Raw genomic sequence first — 18,148 nt, forward strand, 5'->3', positions numbered from 1 at the left:
ACTCGAGACACGACCTGGGTGGCGAGCAGGGAGTGACCACCCAGCTCGAAGAAGGAGTCCTTCACGCCCACCTGGGGCAGACGGAGGACCTCCGCCCAGATGGACACGAGCTTCGCCTCCGTCTCGGTGCGAGGCGCTTCGTAGGTGCTGCGCGACCGCGGGGCCTCCGGCTCCGGCAGGGCCTTGCGGTCCACCTTGCCGTTGGCGTTGAGCGGCAGGGCCTCCAGCACGAGGACCGCAGAGGGCACCATGTACTCGGGCAGCCGCTGCTTGAGGCTTGCCTTGAGGGCTTCGGAGTCCAGCGCGTGCCCTTCGCGAGTGGTGACGTAGCCAATGAGGCGCTTGTCCGCGTCCGTGCCCCGGGCCACGACGACCGCTTCGCTGACGCCGGTGACGGAGCGCAGGACCGATTCGATTTCACCCAGCTCGATGCGGAAGCCACGCACCTTCACCTGGAAGTCGACGCGGCCGAGGAAGTCGATCGTGCCGTCCTCCCGCCAGCGGGCCTTGTCACCCGTGCGGTAGAGGCGCGCACCCGACGTAGAGGCGAAGGGGTGGGGAACGAAGCGCTCCGCAGTCAGGTCCGGGCGATTGAGGTAGCCCCAGGCGAGGCCTTGGCCACCAACGTACGCCTCTCCCGCGACGCCTACGGGCACAGGATGCAGACGCGCATCCAGCACGTAGACGGTGGAGTTGGAGAGCGGGCGGCCAATGGGCACCGCACCGTCCACCACCGAGTCACGGTGCATGGCGAAGGTGGCGGAGAAGGTGGTGTTCTCCGTGGGGCCGTAGCCGTTGATGAAGGTGGTGCCTTCGGGGATGCGGGCGAGGTGCTCGCGCACGCGGGCGGCGGGCAGTACGTCGCCACCGGCGAGGACCTGACGCACGCCTGCGAGGGCCTCGCCCTGGTGCAGGGCCATCTGCTCGAAGAGAGCCGCGGTGAGCCACAGGGCCGTCACGCGGTGGTGGCGCAGCTGCGAGGCCAACTCCTCTAGCGAGAGCGACTGGGGAGGCGCGAGGACGAGCTTCGCGCCGTGCAGCAGCGCGCCCCAGATTTCGAGCGTGGAGGCGTCGAAGGCAACCGGGGCGGCCTGGAGCCAGACCTCGTCGGGCCCGAAGCGCATGAAGGCGTTGCCGAGCACCAGGCGGGTGATGCCCCGGTGAGGCACGGAGACGCCCTTGGGGCGGCCCGTGGAGCCCGAGGTGAACATGACGTAGGCCAGCGCCTCGCCGTCCACTCGGACTTCCGGCGCATGCGTGGGCAGCGCGGCGATGACGTCGCGCTGCGCATCCAGCCAGACGCGGGTACCGGAGGCAGGCAGCAGCGAGGCGAAGGGTTGGTGGGTGACGATGAAGTGGACGTCGGCGTCCTCCAGCAGGGTGGCGATGCGCTCCAAGGGTGCGTTGCGGTCCACGGGCACGAAGGCGGCGCCCACCTTGAGGATGGCGAGCAACGCCGTCACCAACTCGAAGGAACGCTCAACGGCGAGGCCGACGCGCGCGCCGGAAACGATGCCCAACGAGCTCAAGTGGTGGGCCAGTTGGTTCGCGCGTGCGTCCAGCTGCGCGTACGTCAGCGTGTCATCCCCCAGCACCAGTGCGACAGCGTGAGGCGTACGCTGCGCCTGCTGAGCGAAGTGGACGTGGACGGGGATGTCCGTCGGGCTGACGGCGGCCGTGTCATTCCACTCCACGAGGATGCGCTGACGCTCTTCGCTGGAGAGGAGGGACAGCTCCGCCACGGGCCGCTCGGGCTTCGTGGCGACGGCCTCCAGCAGCGTGCGCAGGTGGGCCGCCATCCGCTCCACGGTGCTCCGCTCGAAGAGGGCGGTGCTGTACTCCAGCCAGCCGGTGAACCCCTGCGGTGAATCCTGGAGCGTCAACGTGAGGTCGAACTTGGCGGAGTGACCTTCGGCGGCGACCTGCCGGAAGGTGAGGCCCGGGACGCGCAGCGCTTCGGCCGGAGCGTTCTGGAGGACGAACATCACCTGGAACAGCGGACTGCGGCTGGTGTCCCGGACGGGCTGGAGGGCTTCCACCAGCTTTTCGAAAGGCACGTGCTGATGGTCGTACGCCGCGAGCGTCGCGCCGCGCACCTGGGCGAGCAGCTTGCGGAAGGACTCCTCTGGAGTCACGCGCGAGCGGAGGACGAGCGTGTTGACGAAGAAGCCGATGAGGCCTTCGGCTTCCGCCTGCGTCCGGCCCGCGATGGGCGAGCCCACGCTGATGTCTTCCTGCGCCGAGTAGCGAGACAGCAACACCTGCCAGGCCGCCAGCAGCACCATGAAGGGCGTAGCGCCTTCACGCTGGGCCAGGGCCTTGAGCGCGTCGGACGTCGGCTGGGGAATCCCCACGGCGAGGTTGGCGCCGGCGTGAGACTGGATGGCCGGACGCGGATGATCCGTGGGCAGCTCCAGCGTGGTCGAAGCCCCCGATAGCTGCTGCTTCCAGTAGCCGAGCTGCGCCTCCAGCGTCTCGCCCTGGAGCCAGGTGCGCTGCCACGCCGCGAAGTCCGCGTACTGCACGGGCAGCGGGGCGAGCGCGGGAGTCTGTCCTGCGCTGAAGGCCTCGTAGAAGGCCACCAGCTCGCGCACGAGGACGCCCATGGACCAGCCGTCGGAGACGATGTGATGCATCGTCACCAGCAGCAGGTGCTCTTCGGCGGCCAGCCGCACGAGCGCGGTGCGCAGGAGCGGGCCATTCCGCAGGTCGAACGGCTGACGTGCATCCGCTTCGACCTTGCGCTGGGCTTCGGCTTCGCGCTGCGCTTCAGGCAGCGACGACAGGTCCACGAGCGGCAACGTCCACGTGTCGGGCGTGTGGATGCGCTGGGTGGCCTGCCCCTGGTGCTCGCGGAAGGTGGTGCGCAGGGAGTCGTGGCGGGCGACCAGTGCTTCGAAGGCGCGGCGCAGTGACTCCACGTCCACCTGCCCCGTCAGCCGGAGCGCCGTGGGGATGTTGTAGGACGCATCGCCCGGTGTGAGCTGATCGAGGAACCACAGCCGCTGCTGTGCGAACGACAGGGGCTGAGGGCCTTCGACCTGGATCCGCGTGAGCGGAGGGAGGCGGAGGCTCGGCGTCTGGGTTTGGAGGCGCTCGGCGAGTGCGGCCACGGTGGGTGCTTCGAAGAGGGCCCGGAGCGGCAGTTCCGCGCGGAAGGTGGCGCGCACGCGTGAGACGAGCTGGGTGGCCAGCAGGGAGTGGCCACCCAGCGCGAAGAAGTCGTCGTGGATGCCCACGCGCTCCACGCGCAGCACCTGCGTGAAGAGGGCCGCGAGCTGTTCCTCCGCGGGGGTGCGCGGCGCGGCGTAGCTGGAGGCGAGCGCGTTGCTCTGGGGCGCGGGCAGGGCCTTGCGGTCCACCTTGCCGTTGGTGTTGAGCGGCAGGGCCTCCAGCACGAGGAGGGCGGAGGGCACCATGTACTCGGGCAGGTGTTGCTTGATCCAGGCCTTGAGATCATCCGCCGACGGCGCGGTCTCCACTTCGCCATCCGTGAGGACCACGTAGGCGACGAGCCGCTTGTCGCCGGGCACGTCCTCGCGCGCCAGCACCACGGCTTCATGGACCCCCGGGTGCTTGAGGAGGGCGGCTTCGATTTCACCCAGCTCGATGCGGAAGCCGCGCACCTTCACCTGGAAGTCGGCACGGCCCAGGTAGTCGATCATCCCGTCCGCGCGCCAGCGCACCACGTCGCCCGTGCGGTAGAGGCGGGCACCGGGCGTGGAGGAGAAGGCGTCGGGGATGAAGCGGTCTGCCGTCAACTCAGGGCGGTTGAGGTAGCCGCGAGCGACACCCTCGCCGCCGATGAAGAGCTCACCCGCGACGCCCACGGGCACCGGGCGCAGCGTGCGGTCCAGGACGTAGACGCGCACGTTGGGCAGGGGCCGGCCGATGGTGGGCGTGGGCGAGGCGTCGAAGGCGCAGGCGGTGGCGTCGACGGTGCACTCGGTGGGGCCGTAGACGTTGAAGACACGGGGACGCGGGACTTCGGCCAGATGCCGCCACGTGGCGGGGTCCACGGCTTCGCCGCCGACGAGGACGCGACGGGGGATGGACTGGCTTTGCAGCAGGCCTTCATCCACCAGCAGGCGCAGGTGCGCGGGCGAGCAGTCCAGGACGTCCAGCGCGTCCTGGCCAATCCGGTGGACGAGCTCACGCACGTCGGCGCGGGCCTCATCCGGGACGATGCAGAGGGTGTGGCCGTCGAGCACCTGGATGAGCTGCTTGACGGAGGCATCGAAGGAGAGCGGCGCGTTGACGCTGACGCGCTCTCCGGGCTGAGCGCCCGCGTGCACGGTGGCGGCGAGGGCGACGCGCAGGTTCAGCACGGAGCGGTGCTGAATCATCACGCCCTTGGGACGGCCGGTGCTGCCAGAGGTGTAGATGATGTACGCCAGGTGCTCCGGCGTGACCGACGTCACCGGAGCCTTCGCGGACTCAAGAGCCAGGTCCGCGGCGTCTGAGTCCAGGCAGATGTCGTGCGCGGCATGCGGAGGCAGTGAGTCGCGCAGCCGCTGCTGGGTGAGGACGACAGGGGCACCCGTGTCTAGAAGGACATGGGAGAGCCACTCACGGGGATAGCTGGGGTCGATGGGGACGTAGGCGCCGCCGGCCTTGAGCGTGCCGAGGATGCCGACGAGGGCTTCGACGGAGCGCTCCACGCAGAGCACCACGCGGACGTCAGGGCCGACGCCCAGCTTCACCAGCCGGTGGGCCAGTTGATTGGCGCGCGTGTCCAGCTCACGGAAGGTGAGCTGCTCATCGCGGCAGATGACGGCCAGGGCTTCGGGCGTGCGAAGGGCCTGGGCGGCGAAGGCCTCATGGAGGCAGAGGTCGCGAGGGAACTCCGCGCGGGGCCCGTTCCAGTCGACAAGCAACTGCTGGCGCTCCGGAGCGGTGAGCAGCGGCAGGCTTGAGAGCGTCGCGTCCGGCTTCGCGGCGATGGCCTCCAGCAACATGCCCAGGTGGCCCACCATGCGCTGCATGGTCGACGCGTCGAAGAGGTCGCTGCTGTACTCCAGGACGCCAACGAAGCCCTGGGGCGAGTCCTGCAACGTCAGCGTCAGGTCGAACTTCGCGGAGCCTGATTCGAGAGGAAGCTGCTCGAAGGACAAGCCCGGCACGCGCAGCGCTTCAAGGGGCGTGTTCTGCAGGGAGAACATCGCCTGGAAGAGCGCGCTGCGGCTCAGGTCGCGTACGGGCTGGAGGACTTCCACCAGCTTCTCGAAGGGCACGTGCTGGTGCTCGAAGGCCGCGAGCGTCGTGCCGCGCACCTGGGAGAGCAGCTCACGGAACGTCGCCCGCGGCTCCACGCGAGCGCGCAGGACCAGGGTGTTGATGAAGAAGCCGATGAGGCCTTCCGTCTCCGCCTGCGTGCGGCCCGCGATGGGCGTGCCCACGCTGATGTCGTCCTGGCCGGAGTAGCGGGACAGGAGCAGTTGCCAGGCCGCGAGCAGCAGCATGAAGGGCGTCGCGCCCTCACGCTGGGCCAGGGCCTTGAGGGACTGCGAGACCTCCGTCGCGAGGTGCACGTTCACCGACGCGCCCCGGTGCGACTGCACGGGCGGGCGCTGGCGATCCGTGGGCAAGTCCAACGCGGCGGGCGCGCCCGCGAGCTTCTCCTTCCAGTAGGAGAGCTGGGTCTCCAGCGTTTCGCCCTGGAGCCATTCCTGCTGCCAGACGGCGAAGTCCGCGTACTGCACGGGCAGCGGTGCGAGGGCGGGCACCTGTCCGGCGTGGAACGCCGCGTACATCGCGGTGAGCTCCCGGACGAGGACGCCCATGGACCAGCCGTCGGAGACGATGTGGTGCATCGTCACCAGCAGCAGGTGTTCCGCGTCCCCCAGGCGCACCAGGGACGTGCGCAGGAGCGGACCGGCCTCCAGGTCGAAGGACCGGCGGGCCTCCAGGTTCGCGAGGCGCCGTGCTTCTTCGTCCCGCTGCGCTTCCGGCAGTGAGGACACGTCGAGCAAGGGCAGCGTCCACTCGGCGGGCGCGTGGATGCGCTGCGCGGGCTGACCCTGGTGCTGGACGAGGGTGGTGCGCAGCGTCTCATGCCGGGCGACGAGGGCCTCGAAGGCGCGGCGCAGGGCTTCGACGTCCACCTGGCCCTTCAGGCGAAGGGCGGCGGGGATGTTGTACGCGGCACTGCCCGGCTGGAGTTGATCCAGGAGCCACAACCGCTGCTGCGCGAAGGACAGGGGCGGCGGGCCTGCGTGGGTGGCACGCGTGAGCGGAGGCAGCCGCGGGCTGGAGTTCGCGGTGCTCAGACGGTCCGCGAGGGCTGCGACGGTGGGCGCCTCGAAGAGGGCACGCAGGGGCAGCTCCGCGCCGAAGGCGGCACGGACTCGCGAGACGAGCTGGGTGGCCAGCAGGGAGTGGCCACCGAGCGAGAAGAAGTCGTCGTGGATGCCCACGCGCTCCACGCGCAGGACGTGGGCGAAGACTTCCGCCAGCTTCTCTTCCGTGGAGTTGCGCGGGGCAACGAAGTCCGCGAGGGGCGACGCGTCTGGGACAGGCAGGGCCTTGCGGTCCACCTTTCCGTTGGCGTTGAGGGGCAGGGCGTCCAGGACGAGGAAGGCGGAGGGCACCATGTACTCGGGCAGCCGCTCCTTGAGGAAGGCGCGCACCACGCTGGTGTCCACCTGCTGGCCCGAAGTGGGCACGAGGTACGCGACGAGACGCTTGTCGCCAGGGACGTCCTCATGGGCGAGGACAACGGCCTCGTGCACGGAGGCATGGGCGAGAAGGGAGGCTTCGATTTCCCCCGGCTCGATGCGGAAGCCACGCACCTTCACCTGGAAGTCTAGCCGCTGCAGGTAGTCCAGCTGGCCGTCGGCCCGCCAGCGCACGACGTCGCCGGTGCGGTAGAGACGCGCGCCCGGGGTTGAGGAGAAGGGGTGCGGGATGAAGCGCTCGGCGCTCAGGGCCGGCTGGCCGAGGTAGCCCCAGGCGAGGCCTTCACTGGCGAGGAAGAGCTCGCCAGGGACGCCAATGGGCACCGGCTGCAGGTGGGCGTCGAGGACGTAGGTGCGGGTGTTGGCGATGGGGCGGCCAATGGGAGGCCGTGTGCCGTCGTCGCGCGCGGAAGGCGGGACGGGCGTGAAGGTGGCGACGACGGTGCTCTCGGTGGGCCCGTAGTGGTTGAAGAGGGTGGCGGGGACGGAGGGAGGCGGGCCGTGGTGCAGGGCGTCGCCGCCCGTCAGCAGGGCACGTAGGGCCATGGAGCGGGGCCACTCCTCGCGCAGGACGGCCTCGGCCAGCGGCGTCGGCATGAAGCAGGTGGTGATGGCCTCGCGGGCCATCCACCGCAGCAGTTGAGAGGGCTCCGCGCGCACGGCGTCCGGCGGGATGACGAGGCTGGCGCCGGAGGCAAGAGAGGGCCACACCTCCCAGGTGGAGGCGTCGAAGGCGACGCCGGCGGTGAGGGCGGTGGAGTCGTCCGGCGACAGCGAATAGGTGCGCTGGTGCCAGGAGACGAGATTCATCAACGCGCGGTGGTGGACGGCGACGCCCTTGGGCCGGCCGGTGCTGCCGGAGGTGTAGATGACGTAGGCCAGGTCCTGCGGGCCCACGGCTGCCACGGGCAGCGGCTGCCGCGCTGCCGCACCCTCTTCCATCTCCAGGGAGAGGACGCGCGCGGAAAGCGCGGGCAGAGAGGGCCGTAGGTGCTGCTGGGTGAGGAGGACGGAGGCAGCGGAGTCCTCCAGCATGAAGGTGAGGCGCTCCGGCGGGACGCCAGGAGCGATGGGGACGTAGGCGGCGCCCACCTTGAGGACGGCCAGCAAGCCCGCCACCAATTCAGGCGAACGCTCGGCGAGGACGGCGACGCGGTCACCTCGGGAGACACCCGCCGCGTGCAACTGGACGGCGAGGCTGTGAGCCCAAGTGTCGAGGCCTGCGTAGGTGACGCTTCGCTCGCCCATGCGTACAGCAATGGCATCTGGCGCGCGGCGGGCCTGCTCGGCGATGACGTGGTGGATGCAGGTGTCGCGCGGGAAGGCGACGTCCGTCTCATTCCACTCGATGAGAAGCTGCTGGCGCTCGGAAGCGGTGAGCATCTCCAGGGAGGAGACGCGGGCGTCGGGCTTGGCGGCGAGGGCGGAGAGGAGGACCGCGAAGTGGCCCATGAGACGCTGGACGGAGGCCGCGTCGAAGAGGTCGGTGCTGTACTCGAGGAAGCCGGTGAGGCCCTGGGGCACCTCGAAGAGGGTGAGGGCCAGGTCGAAGCGGGAGGAGTTGCCCTCCAGGGGGATGGGCTGGAAGGCCATGCCCGGGACGCGCAGTGCCTCGGCGGGGGCATTCTGCAGGACAAGCATCACCTGGAAGAGCGGGCTGCGGCTCAAGTCTCGCGACGGCTGGAGGACTTCCACCAGCTTCTCGAAGGGGACGTGCTGGTGCTCGTAGGCCGCGAGGGTGGTGGACTTCACCTGGGAGAGCAGTTGACGGAACGAGTCCTCCGGGCGCACGTGGGCGCGCAACACCAACGTGTTGACGAAGAAGCCGATGAGGCTTTCGGCCTCGGCGTGGGTGCGGCCGGCGATGGGAGAGCCGACGCTGATGTCGTCCTGGCCGGAGTAGCGAGAGAGCAGCAACTGGAAGGCGGAGAGCAGCAGCATGAAGGGCGTCGCGCCCTCCCGCTGGGCGAGGCTTCGCAGCGAGTCCGTCAGCTCCGAGGGGAAATGCACGGGCAGCGTGGCGCCACGACGCGACTGGACGGGCGGACGAGGACGGTCCGTGGGCAACTCCAGCGCCGAGGGGGCCCCGGCCAGCTGCCGCTTCCAGTAGCCGAGCTGCGACTCCAGCGTCTCGCCCTGCAGCCACTCGCGCTGCCAGAGGGCGAAGTCCGCGTACTGCACCGGCAAAGGAGCAAGTGAAGGCTCACGGCCAGCGGTGAAGGCGGCGTAGCTCGTGGCCAGCTCCTTCACGAGGACACCCATGGACCAGCCGTCGGAGACGATGTGGTGCATCGTCACGAGGAGGACGTGTGTCTCCTCGGCCAGGCGCAGCAGCGCGGTGCGCAGCAGCGGACCGTGGACGAGGTGGAAGGGCTGCCGGGCCTCGCGAGTAGCAAGCCGCACCGTCTCCGCTTCGCGCGCGGAATCGTCCAAGCCAGACAGGTCCTCCACGGGGAGCGCCCACGCAGCCGGCGAATGGATGCGCTGGAAGGGCTGGCCTTCGTGCTCGAAGAACGTAGTGCGCAGGGCTTCGTGGCGCGCCACCAGCGCCTCGAAAGCACGGCGCAGGGCTTCCACGTCCAGGCGTCCCAGGAGGCGCAGCGCGACGGGCAGGTTGTAGGACGCGTCGTCCGGCGCCAGTTGATCGAGGAACCAGAGGCGCTGCTGGGCGAAGGAGAGCGGCTGGGGGCCTTCGGTGCGCGTGCGCGTCAGTGGCGGAAGCCGTGTGCCGGTAGACGCCCGCTGCAACTTCTCCGCGAGAGCCGAGATGGTGGGGGCCTCGAAGAGAGTGCGGAGCGGCAACTCCACGCCAAACGTGGCGCGCACACGGGCCACCAGCTGGGTGGCGAGCAGTGAGTGACCGCCCAATTCAAAGAAGTTGTCCGTGCGGCCCACGGTGGGCACGCGGAGCACTTCGCTCCAGAGCGCCGCGAGCTTCTCCTCCAGCGGCGTCGCCGGTGCTTCGTAGGCTTGCGAGGCGCGAAGCAGGCTCGCGTCCGGGGCAGGCAGCGCCTTGCGATCCACCTTGCCGTTGGACGTCAGCGGCAGCGTCTCCAGGGAGACGAAGGCGGCGGGCACCATGTACTCGGGCAGGTGCTGCTTGAGGTGGGCACGGAGGGCGGAGACATCGAGCGCTTCGCCCACGACGTAGGCCACCAGCCGCCTGTCGCCTGGAGCGTCCTCACGGGCCAGCACCACGGCGTCCTTCACGGACGGGGCGGCACGCAGGGCGCTTTCGACTTCACCCAACTCGATGCGGAAACCACGCACCTTCACCTGTGCGTCGATGCGCCCGACGAAGTCCAGTTGTCCATCCGCGCGCCAGCGCACCACGTCGCCCGTGCGATAGAGGCGAGCGCCCTCTTCCCCCGAGAATGCGTCCGGCACGAAGCGCTCGGCGGTGAGGCCCGGACGTCCCGCGTACCCACGCGCGACGCCCACGCCACCGATGTGCAGCTCACCGCGCACGCCCACGGGCACCGGCTGCCCTCGCGGATCGAGCACGTAGACGCGTACGTTCGCCAGCGGCTTGCCGATGGACGGAACGCCGTTGCCCGCAGCGACATCACCGAGCGTGGCGATGACGGTGGCCTCCGTGGGGCCGTAGGTGTTGATCAACCTGCGCCCCGGCGCCCAGCGGGCGACGACGTCCGCGGGCAGCGCCTCACCGCCGGAGATGACGGTGCGCACCTCGGGCAGCCCTTCGGACGACGTGGCCGCCAGTGCCGCGGGCGTGAGGCTGACGACGCTCAGCTCCTGCTCGCGCAGCAGCACGGGCAGGGGCGCGCCCGGCATCAACTTCTCCAGCGGCGCGAGCACCAGCGTGGCGCCGTTGCACAGCGTGGTGAAGATCTCCTCCACCGACAGGTCGAAGCTGAGGCTCGCGAACTGGAGCACGCGGCTGCCGGGCCCGATGCCGTAGGCCACCGCCTCGTGGGTGACGAGGTTGGCGACGCTGCGGTGTTCCACCGCCGTGCCCTTGGGCGTACCCGTGCTGCCCGACGTGTAGAGCAGGTACGCCATGTTCGCGGGCGTCACGCCCGTGCTGGGCGCCTCCGTGGACTCCTCGGCGAGAGCACCGCGCTCCGTGTCCAGGCAGAGCGCACGGCCATGCAGCGTCTCCGGGAAGCGGTCCACCAGCGGCTGCTGCGTGACGAGCACCTGGGCGGCGCTGTCCTCCAGCATGAAGGCCAGCCGCTCACGGGGCAGCAGCGGATCCACGGGCACCCAGGCGCCACCGGCCTTCAGGATGCCGAGCAGGCCGATGACGATGTCGAGCGAACGCTCGACGCTGAGCGCGACGCGGACCTCGGGCCAAACGCCGCGACGGCGCAGGGCGTGGGCGAGCTGGTTGGCGCGCGCGTCCAGTTGCGCGTACGTCAGCCGCGAGCCCTCGAATACCGCGGCTACTGCCTCGGGCGCACCGCGCACCTGTGCTTCGAAGAGCGAGTGCACGCACGCCTCCGGGAACGGCGCCCGCGTGGCGTTCCATGCCACAAGCACCTGCTCGCGCTCTTCTCCCGACAGCAGTTGCAGCGACGACACCCGCTGCTCCGGCTTCGCGACGAAGCCCTCCACGAGCAGCCGCAGGTGCCCCATCATCCGCGCGACGGTGGACCTGTCGAAGAGGTCGGTGTCGTACTCCAGCTCTCCCGTGAAGCCCTTCTCGGTGCGCGACAGCGAGAGCGTGAGGTCGAACTTCGCGGACGCGCCCGTGCGCTCCTCGACGTGCACCTTCACGCCCGCGAGCGAGAGGTCCACCTCCGGGATGTTCTGCATGAGGAACAGCACGTTGAACAACGGCGAATCGCGCAGGTTGCGCATCGGATGGAGCTCTTCGAACGGCACGTACTGGTTCGCGAGCGCCCCCAGCGTGGTGGTGCGCACGCGGCCCAGCAGCTCCCGCACGGTGGGCTCGCCGCCCATCCGGGTGCGCAGCACGAGCGTGTTGATGAAGAACCCGAGCAGTCCCTCCAGTTGCGCGTCGTTGCGGCCCGCCACGGAGGAGCCAACGCTCACGTCGTCCTGTCCGGAGTAGCGGCCAATCAGCACCTGGAGCGCGCCGAGCAGGAACATGAAGGGCGTGATGCCCTCGCGCACGCAGAGGGCCTCCACGGCTTGCGTCAGCCCCAGGGGGAACGCGACCTGCATCAGGGCGCCGGGATGCGCCTCGCGCGGGCCTCGCGGACGGTCCGTGGGCAGCTCCAGCACGGACGGCATTCCTTCCAGTTGCTGGCGCCACCAGCCGAGCTGCCGCTCCTTCTCCGCGCCCGACAGCCACTGGCGCTGCCACACCGCGAAGTCCGCGTACTGGAAGGGCAGCGCGGGCAGGACGGGTTGCGTCCCCGCCACCAGGGCCCGGTAGGCCTCCGACAGCTCCCGCATCAGGATGCTCATGGACCAGCCGTCGAAGACGGCGTGGTGGATCGTCAGCAGCACCAGGTGCTCCTGCGCGTCCAGCACCAGCGTCGACACGCGCAGCAGCGGTCCCTGCTCCAGGTTGAACGGGAGCCGCACCTCCAGCTCCGTGCGGCGCTTCACCTCCGCGTCGCGCTGCTCCGGCGACAGGGCGCGCAGGTCCACCACCGGCAGCACCAGCGGCTCGGGCGGCGCGATGACCTGCAGGGGCATGTCCGCGTCCGCGCGCAGGGTGGTGCGCAGCGACTCATGCCGGTGCACCACCAGCTCCAGGGCGCGGCGCAGGGCCTCCAGGTTCAGCGCCCCCGTCAGCCGCAGCGAGAACGGCATGTTGTACGCGGCCGAGCCCGGGTCGAACTGCTCCAGCACCCAGAGGCGCTGCTGCGCGAAGGACGCAGGCAGCTTCCGCGTGCGCGGCACCGGCACCACCGGGGGCGGGCCGGCGAAGCGCGGATCCCTCGCGGAGGACGCGATGCGCGCCGCCAGCTCCGCCACCGTGGGGGACTCGAACAATGCCTGCAGGGGCAGGTCCACCTGGTACGCCGTGCGCAGCCGCGACGTCAGCCGCGTGGCGAGCAGGGAGTGGCCGCCCAGCTCGAAGAAGCTGTCCGTCGCGCCCACCCGTTGCACGTTCAACAGCGACGCGTAGAGCTCCGCGACCTGGGCCTCCATCGGCGTGCGGGGCGCGACGAACTCGCGCGCGGCCTCCGTGGACACGTCCGGCGCGGGCAGGGCCTTGCGGTCCACCTTCCCGTTGGGCGTCAGCGGCATGGCGTCCAGCACGACCAGCGCGGACGGCACCATGTACTCGGGCAGCCGCTCCTTCAGGAGGGCCCGCAGGGCCGGGGATTCCAGCATCTGGCCGGGACGCGCCACCACGTAGCCCACGAGGCGCGCGTCGGCCGCGCTGCCGCGCACCACCACGGCGGCGTCGCGCACGCCGGGGGCCTGGCTCAGCACCGCTTCAATCTCACCCAGTTCGATGCGGTAGCCGCGCAGCTTCACCTGGTTGTCGACGCGGTTGAGGTACTCCAGCACGCCGTCCGCGGCCCACCGCACGCGGTCACCCGTGCGGTACACGCGCAGGCCCGGCACGCCGCCGTACGCGTCCGGGATGAAGCGCTCCGCCGTCTGGTCCGGCCGGTGGAGGTAGCCCCGGGTGACGCCCTCGCCACCGATGAACAGCTCGCCCGGCACGCCGCGCGGTACCGGGTTCAGCCCGCTGTCCAGCACGTACACCTGCGTGCCGGAGATGGGCCGCCCGATGGGCACGCTGCCCGTGCCCGACGCCACCGCGTGCGCGGTGGACCACACCGTCGTCTCCGTGGGGCCGTACACGTTCCACAGCGCGCGGCAGCGCTGGAGCAGCGACTCGGCCAGCTCGCGTGGCAGTGCCTCGCCGCCGGTGAGCGCCGTCAGCCCCGGGTCGCGCCAGTCCGTCTCCAGCAGGAGCCGCCAGGTGCTGGGGGTGGCCTGGAGCACCGTCGCGCCGCGCTCGCGCAGCAGGCCCGCCAGCCGCGAGCCGTCCACGGCGATGTCGCGCGACGCGATGACGACCTGCCCACCCACCGACAGCGGCAGGAACAGCTCCAGCACCGCGATGTCGAACGACAGCGTGGTGACGGCCACCAGCACGTCCCGGGCGGACATGCCCGTCGTCTCGCGCAGCGCGGCCAGGAAGCGCGCCACCGCGCCGTGCGGCACCTGCACGCCCTTGGGGCGGCCAGTGCTGCCGGAGGTGAAGAGCACGTACGCCACGGCCTCCGCCGGCACCGCGTCACGCAGCGGCGAGCCGTCCTCCGCCGCGATGGCCTCCGCGTCCCCGTCCAGCAGCACCACGCGCGCCGAGTGCGGCGGCAGGAGGGACTCCAGCGAGCGCTGCGACACCAGCACCGGCATCCCGCTGCTCTCCACCATGTACGCCAGGCGGTCCGTGGGGAACGCCGGGTCCAGCGGCACGTAGGTGCCCCCGGCCTTCAGCACGGCGAGCACCGCCACCAGCATGTCGAGCGAGCGCTCCACGCACAGGCCCACGCGCACCTCGGTGCCCACGCCCAGCCGGCGCAGGTGACGCGCCAGCCGCGACGCGCGTGCCTCCAGTTGCGCGTACGTGAGCGACGCGTCGCCGAAGGTCGCGGCGATGGCGTCCGGCGTCAGGTCCGCCTGCGCCTCGAAGGCGCCGTGCTGCGACGTCCACGGCAGCGGGACGGGGCGGGGCGGCTGCCAGGCGCGCAGCACCTCGTGGCGCTCGGCGTCGGTGAGCAGCGGCAGCCGGCCCACGGCCTCTTGCGGACGGCGGACGGCGCCCTCCAGCAGCACGCGCAGGTGCTCCGCCATGCGCGCCATCGTGGACGCGGTGAAGAGGTCCGCGTCGTACTCCAGGAAGCCCTTGAGGCCGCCTTCCGTCTCCAGCACCTGGAGCATCAGGTCGAACTTCGACGTGTGCGTGTCCAGCTCCAGCGCCTCCAGCTTCACGCCCTCCACGGAGGCCGCGCCGCGCAGGGACGCCTGGAGCGTGAGCATCACCTGGAAGAACGGCGTGCGCCCCTGGGTGCGCTCCGGCCGCAGTTCCTCCACCAGCCGCTCGAAGGGGAACTCCTGGTGCTCATGGGCCGCGAGCACCGTCTCGCGCACCTGGCGCAGCAGCGCGCGGAAGGACGCGGCGGGCTCCACCTGCGTGCGCAGCACCACCGTGTTGACGAACAGGCCGATGAGGCCCTGCACCTCGCCGCGGTCGCGCCCCGCCACCGGCGAGCCCACCGTCACGTCCTCCTGCCCCGCGTAGCGCGACAGCAGCATCTGCCAGCCCGTGAGCAGCACCATGAAGAGCGAGGCGCCCTCCTGCTGCGCCAGCGCTTTCAGCCCTTCCGTCAACTCGCGAGGCAGCAGCACGTCATGCCGGGCGCCCCGGCCGCTGCGGGCCGCGGGGCGGGGCAGGTCCGTGGGCAGCTCCAGCGCGGAGGGAACCCCGGCCAGCTGCCGCTTCCAGTAATCGAGTTGCTTCTCCAGCCGAGGGCCCCGCAGCCACTCGCGCTGCCAGACGCCGAAGTCCGCGTACTGCACGCCCATGGGCGGCAGCGGGGCGGGCTGGCCTCGCACGAAGGCGCCGTAGAGCAGCGCCACTTCGCGCACGAGCAGCGTCATGGACCAGCCGTCGGAGACGATGTGGTGCACCACCACCGCGAGCAGGTGCTCTCCCGGCGCCCACGTCAGCAGCAGTGTGCGCAGCAGCGGGCCGTTGGCGAGATCGAAGGGCCGCGCCGCCGCTTCACGCGCCAGGCGCCACGCTGTCTCCGCCGAGCCCACCGCGTGGTGGTGCTCCAGCGTGAGCACCGGCTCCGGCGACACCACCTGCACGGGCTGGCCCGAGGCGTCCTCGCGGAAGGTGGTGCGGAGCACCTCGTGGCGGCGCACCACCTCGCGCAGGGCGCGCTCCAGCACGGCCACGTCCAGCGCGCCCTCCAGCCGCACCGCCATGGGCACGTTGTAGAGAGGGCTGCCGGGCTGCAGCTGATCGATGAACCACAGGCGCTGCTGGGCGAACGACAGCGGCAGCGGATGCGAGCGGTCCCGCACCGGGATGCCCTGCACGGTGTTGCCCGCGACGGCCTTCTGCGCGGCCATCTTCTTGAGCAGCTCGGCGCGCTTCTCCGGTGAGAGGTTGGCGATCCGCTTCGACAGCTCGTTGCTCATCTCGATGGACTCCACGCTGGGGGACGCCAGCGCGAGCGTCACCCGGGGCGGTGACATTCGCGGGAACTCAGGCCTGCTGTTGATTCGGGATTGACGCCCTGCGCTGCTTTCCCAGGGAATGCGCGGGGTGGGTCAAATCCACACTCGCCATATTATTCTTGGGCGGGCGACCTGTCATGGGGACGGCTCGCTGGAACCCTGAGTGAATACGTGTATTTGCGGGAAGAGTTGAGCTTCCAGAAGTCGTTTCAGGAAGAACCTCCAGCCTGCTCCAGAGAGGGACCCGCCCACGGGGTCGCCTCCCCGTCTGGAGGGGGAGCGGGATCAGGGCCTGCCGACCGTCTGGTGCGAGCGCGGTGGGGCCCTCCCAGATTCTGGCCAGCGAGGACTCCTCTCATGGCCCCTTCCACGCCTGCCCCGTCGCGCCCGCTGCCCCCCGGTACGCCGGCCCCTCCGTTCCAGCTCGCGGTCACGCCCGACACGCGGGTGTCCCTGGCGGACTGCTCGGGCTCGCCCATGGTGCTCGTCTTCTACCCCGCGGACTTCAGCCCGGTGTGCAGCGACGAGCTGGCCCTCTTCAACGAGCTGCTTCCGGAGTTCCATCGGCATGGCGCGCGGGTGTTCGGCGTGTCGGTGGACAGCGTGTGGTCACACCTCGCGTTCGCGAAGGAGCGCAAGCTGCGCTTCCCGCTGCTCGCGGACTTCCACCCCAAGGGTGAGATGTCGCGGCGCTACCACGCGTGGCGGGAGTCCGAAGGCGTCTGCGAGCGAGCCCTCTACGTGCTGGACGGCGACGGCGTCGTCGCCTGGTCGCACGTGTCGCCGCCCGGGGTGAACCCTGGCGTGGACGGCGTGCTGGAGGCGCTGGAGGACCTGTCCGCGCGCGCGGCACCGGAAGAGGCACGCCCGTGAGCCGGCTGCGCAGACCCCTGGGCCCCGACGACCGCATCCAGGGACCGCGCGACGCGCCCGTCATCCTGGTGGAGTACGGCGACTACCAGTGCCCCTACTGCGGCGCGGCCTACGGGGAGGTGAAGCAGCTCCAGGCGCGCCTGGGCTCGCGGCTGGGGTTCGTGTTCCGCGACTTCCCGCTGACGCAGGCGCACCCGCAGGCCCTCCAGGCGGCGGAGGCTGCTTCCGCCGCGGATGCGCAGGGCTGCTTCTGGGAGATGCACGACCTGCTCTTCGAACACCAGGACATGCTGGAGCGGCCCGGGTTGCTGGAGCTCGCGAAGCTGCTGGCGCTGGACCTGGACCGCTTCCGCGCGGACCTGGACTCGCACCGGTTCGAGGAGCGCGTGCACCGGGACTTCATGGACGGCGTGCGCAGCGGCGTGAACGGCACGCCGACCTTCTTCGCCAACGGCCACCGGCACGATGGCGCCTTCGACGCTGCCTCGCTGCTGGAGGCACTGACGGGAGGCGTGGGCGCCTCCCGTTGATGGCGCGTGTCTGGCTTCAGCCCGCCTTCGCGAGTGCCCGCGGCGAGGCCAGGGTGGCGGGCATGGGCACGGTGTAGCCCGCGATGAAGAGGGTCTCCGCGATCGCCTCACCGACGTTGGCCTGCGTGTCGCTGTACTCGGTGGGCTTGCAGAAGACACTCACCGTCAGGACCGGCCCCTGGAGCGTGAACTCCTCGATCTCCACCTGGGGCGCGGGCCTCTCCTGGACGCCCTTCACCGAAGGCATGCGGTCCAGCAGCGCCTGCTGGAGCACCCGCACGTCCACGCCGTGCATCAGCGGCACCTTGACCGTCAGCTTGCGCTGCGAGTGGTGGCTGAAGTTGATGATGTTGTCGCTGAACATCTTGTTGTTGCCCACGGAGATCCGCACGTTGTCCGCCGTGTCGAGCGTGGTGACGAACAGGCCGATCTCCTGGACGATGCCCGTGACGCCGCCAGCTTCAATCGCCTCGCCCACGCGGAAGGGCCGCAGCACCAGCAGGAAGACGCCCGCCGCGAAGTTGGCGAGCAGCCCGGACCAGGCGGCGCCGATGGCGATACCCGCGGCGGCGATCAGGGCGGCGAAGGACGTCGTCTCCACGCCCATCACCCCCAGGATGCCGATGATCAGCATCAGGGTGAGCGTGCCGCTGAAGAGCGAGCCGACGTAGCGGATGAGCGTGGCGTCCAGCTGCCGCCGCTGCAGCCCCATGTCCAGCACCTTGCGGAAGCCGCCAATGACGGCCCGCCCGATGAACCAGATGAACAGCGCGCCAATGACCTTGAGCAGCAGCGGCAGTGCTTCGGTGAGGGCAAGTGACTTCAATTGAACGACGATTTCATCCATGGCTCGAACTCCCTTGACCCGGGCCGGGCGTGCTCCGCGCCTTTTGCACGGGACAGGCCATGGGATGCAAG

4 protein-coding genes (1 of these 4 cut by a window edge) are annotated in these 18,148 nt (G+C 70.5%); 2 read left to right on the forward strand and 2 right to left on the reverse strand.

Annotated elements, in window-relative coordinates; translation table 11 throughout:
* Nucleotides 1–15,788 carry the 5' portion of a non-ribosomal peptide synthetase gene (locus JYK02_RS07265; RefSeq protein WP_207050596.1) on the reverse strand. Its footprint begins 13,594 nt before the window's first position, so 15,788 of the gene's 29,382 nt are visible here — the first part of the coding sequence; it begins with the start codon at nucleotides 15,786–15,788; the stop codon falls past the left edge of the window.
* A gap of 396 nt (nucleotides 15,789–16,184) precedes the next feature.
* Here JYK02_RS07265 and JYK02_RS07270 point away from each other — a divergent pair, with 396 nt between their 5' ends.
* Both JYK02_RS07270 and JYK02_RS07275 read left to right on the forward strand, forming a co-directional pair.
* Nucleotides 16,185–16,700, forward strand: a complete 516-nt coding sequence (locus tag JYK02_RS07270; protein ID WP_207050173.1) for a redoxin domain-containing protein — start codon at nucleotides 16,185–16,187, stop codon at nucleotides 16,698–16,700.
* Complete coding sequence (locus JYK02_RS07275) at nucleotides 16,697–17,230, forward strand: thioredoxin domain-containing protein (RefSeq protein ID WP_207050174.1); 534 nt, start codon at nucleotides 16,697–16,699, stop codon at nucleotides 17,228–17,230. Before JYK02_RS07270 ends, JYK02_RS07275 begins: the two co-directional genes overlap by 4 nt.
* 16 nt (nucleotides 17,231–17,246) lie before the next feature.
* Here JYK02_RS07275 and JYK02_RS07280 read toward each other — a convergent pair whose 3' ends face one another.
* Nucleotides 17,247–18,077, reverse strand: a complete 831-nt coding sequence (locus tag JYK02_RS07280) for a mechanosensitive ion channel family protein (protein ID WP_207050175.1) — start codon at nucleotides 18,075–18,077, stop codon at nucleotides 17,247–17,249.
* Between the last annotated feature and the right edge of the window lie 71 nt (nucleotides 18,078–18,148).

The sequence above is a fragment of the Corallococcus macrosporus genome (assembly GCF_017302985.1).
In the GTDB taxonomy this organism is placed as follows: Bacteria; Myxococcota; Myxococcia; order Myxococcales; family Myxococcaceae; genus Corallococcus; species Corallococcus macrosporus_A.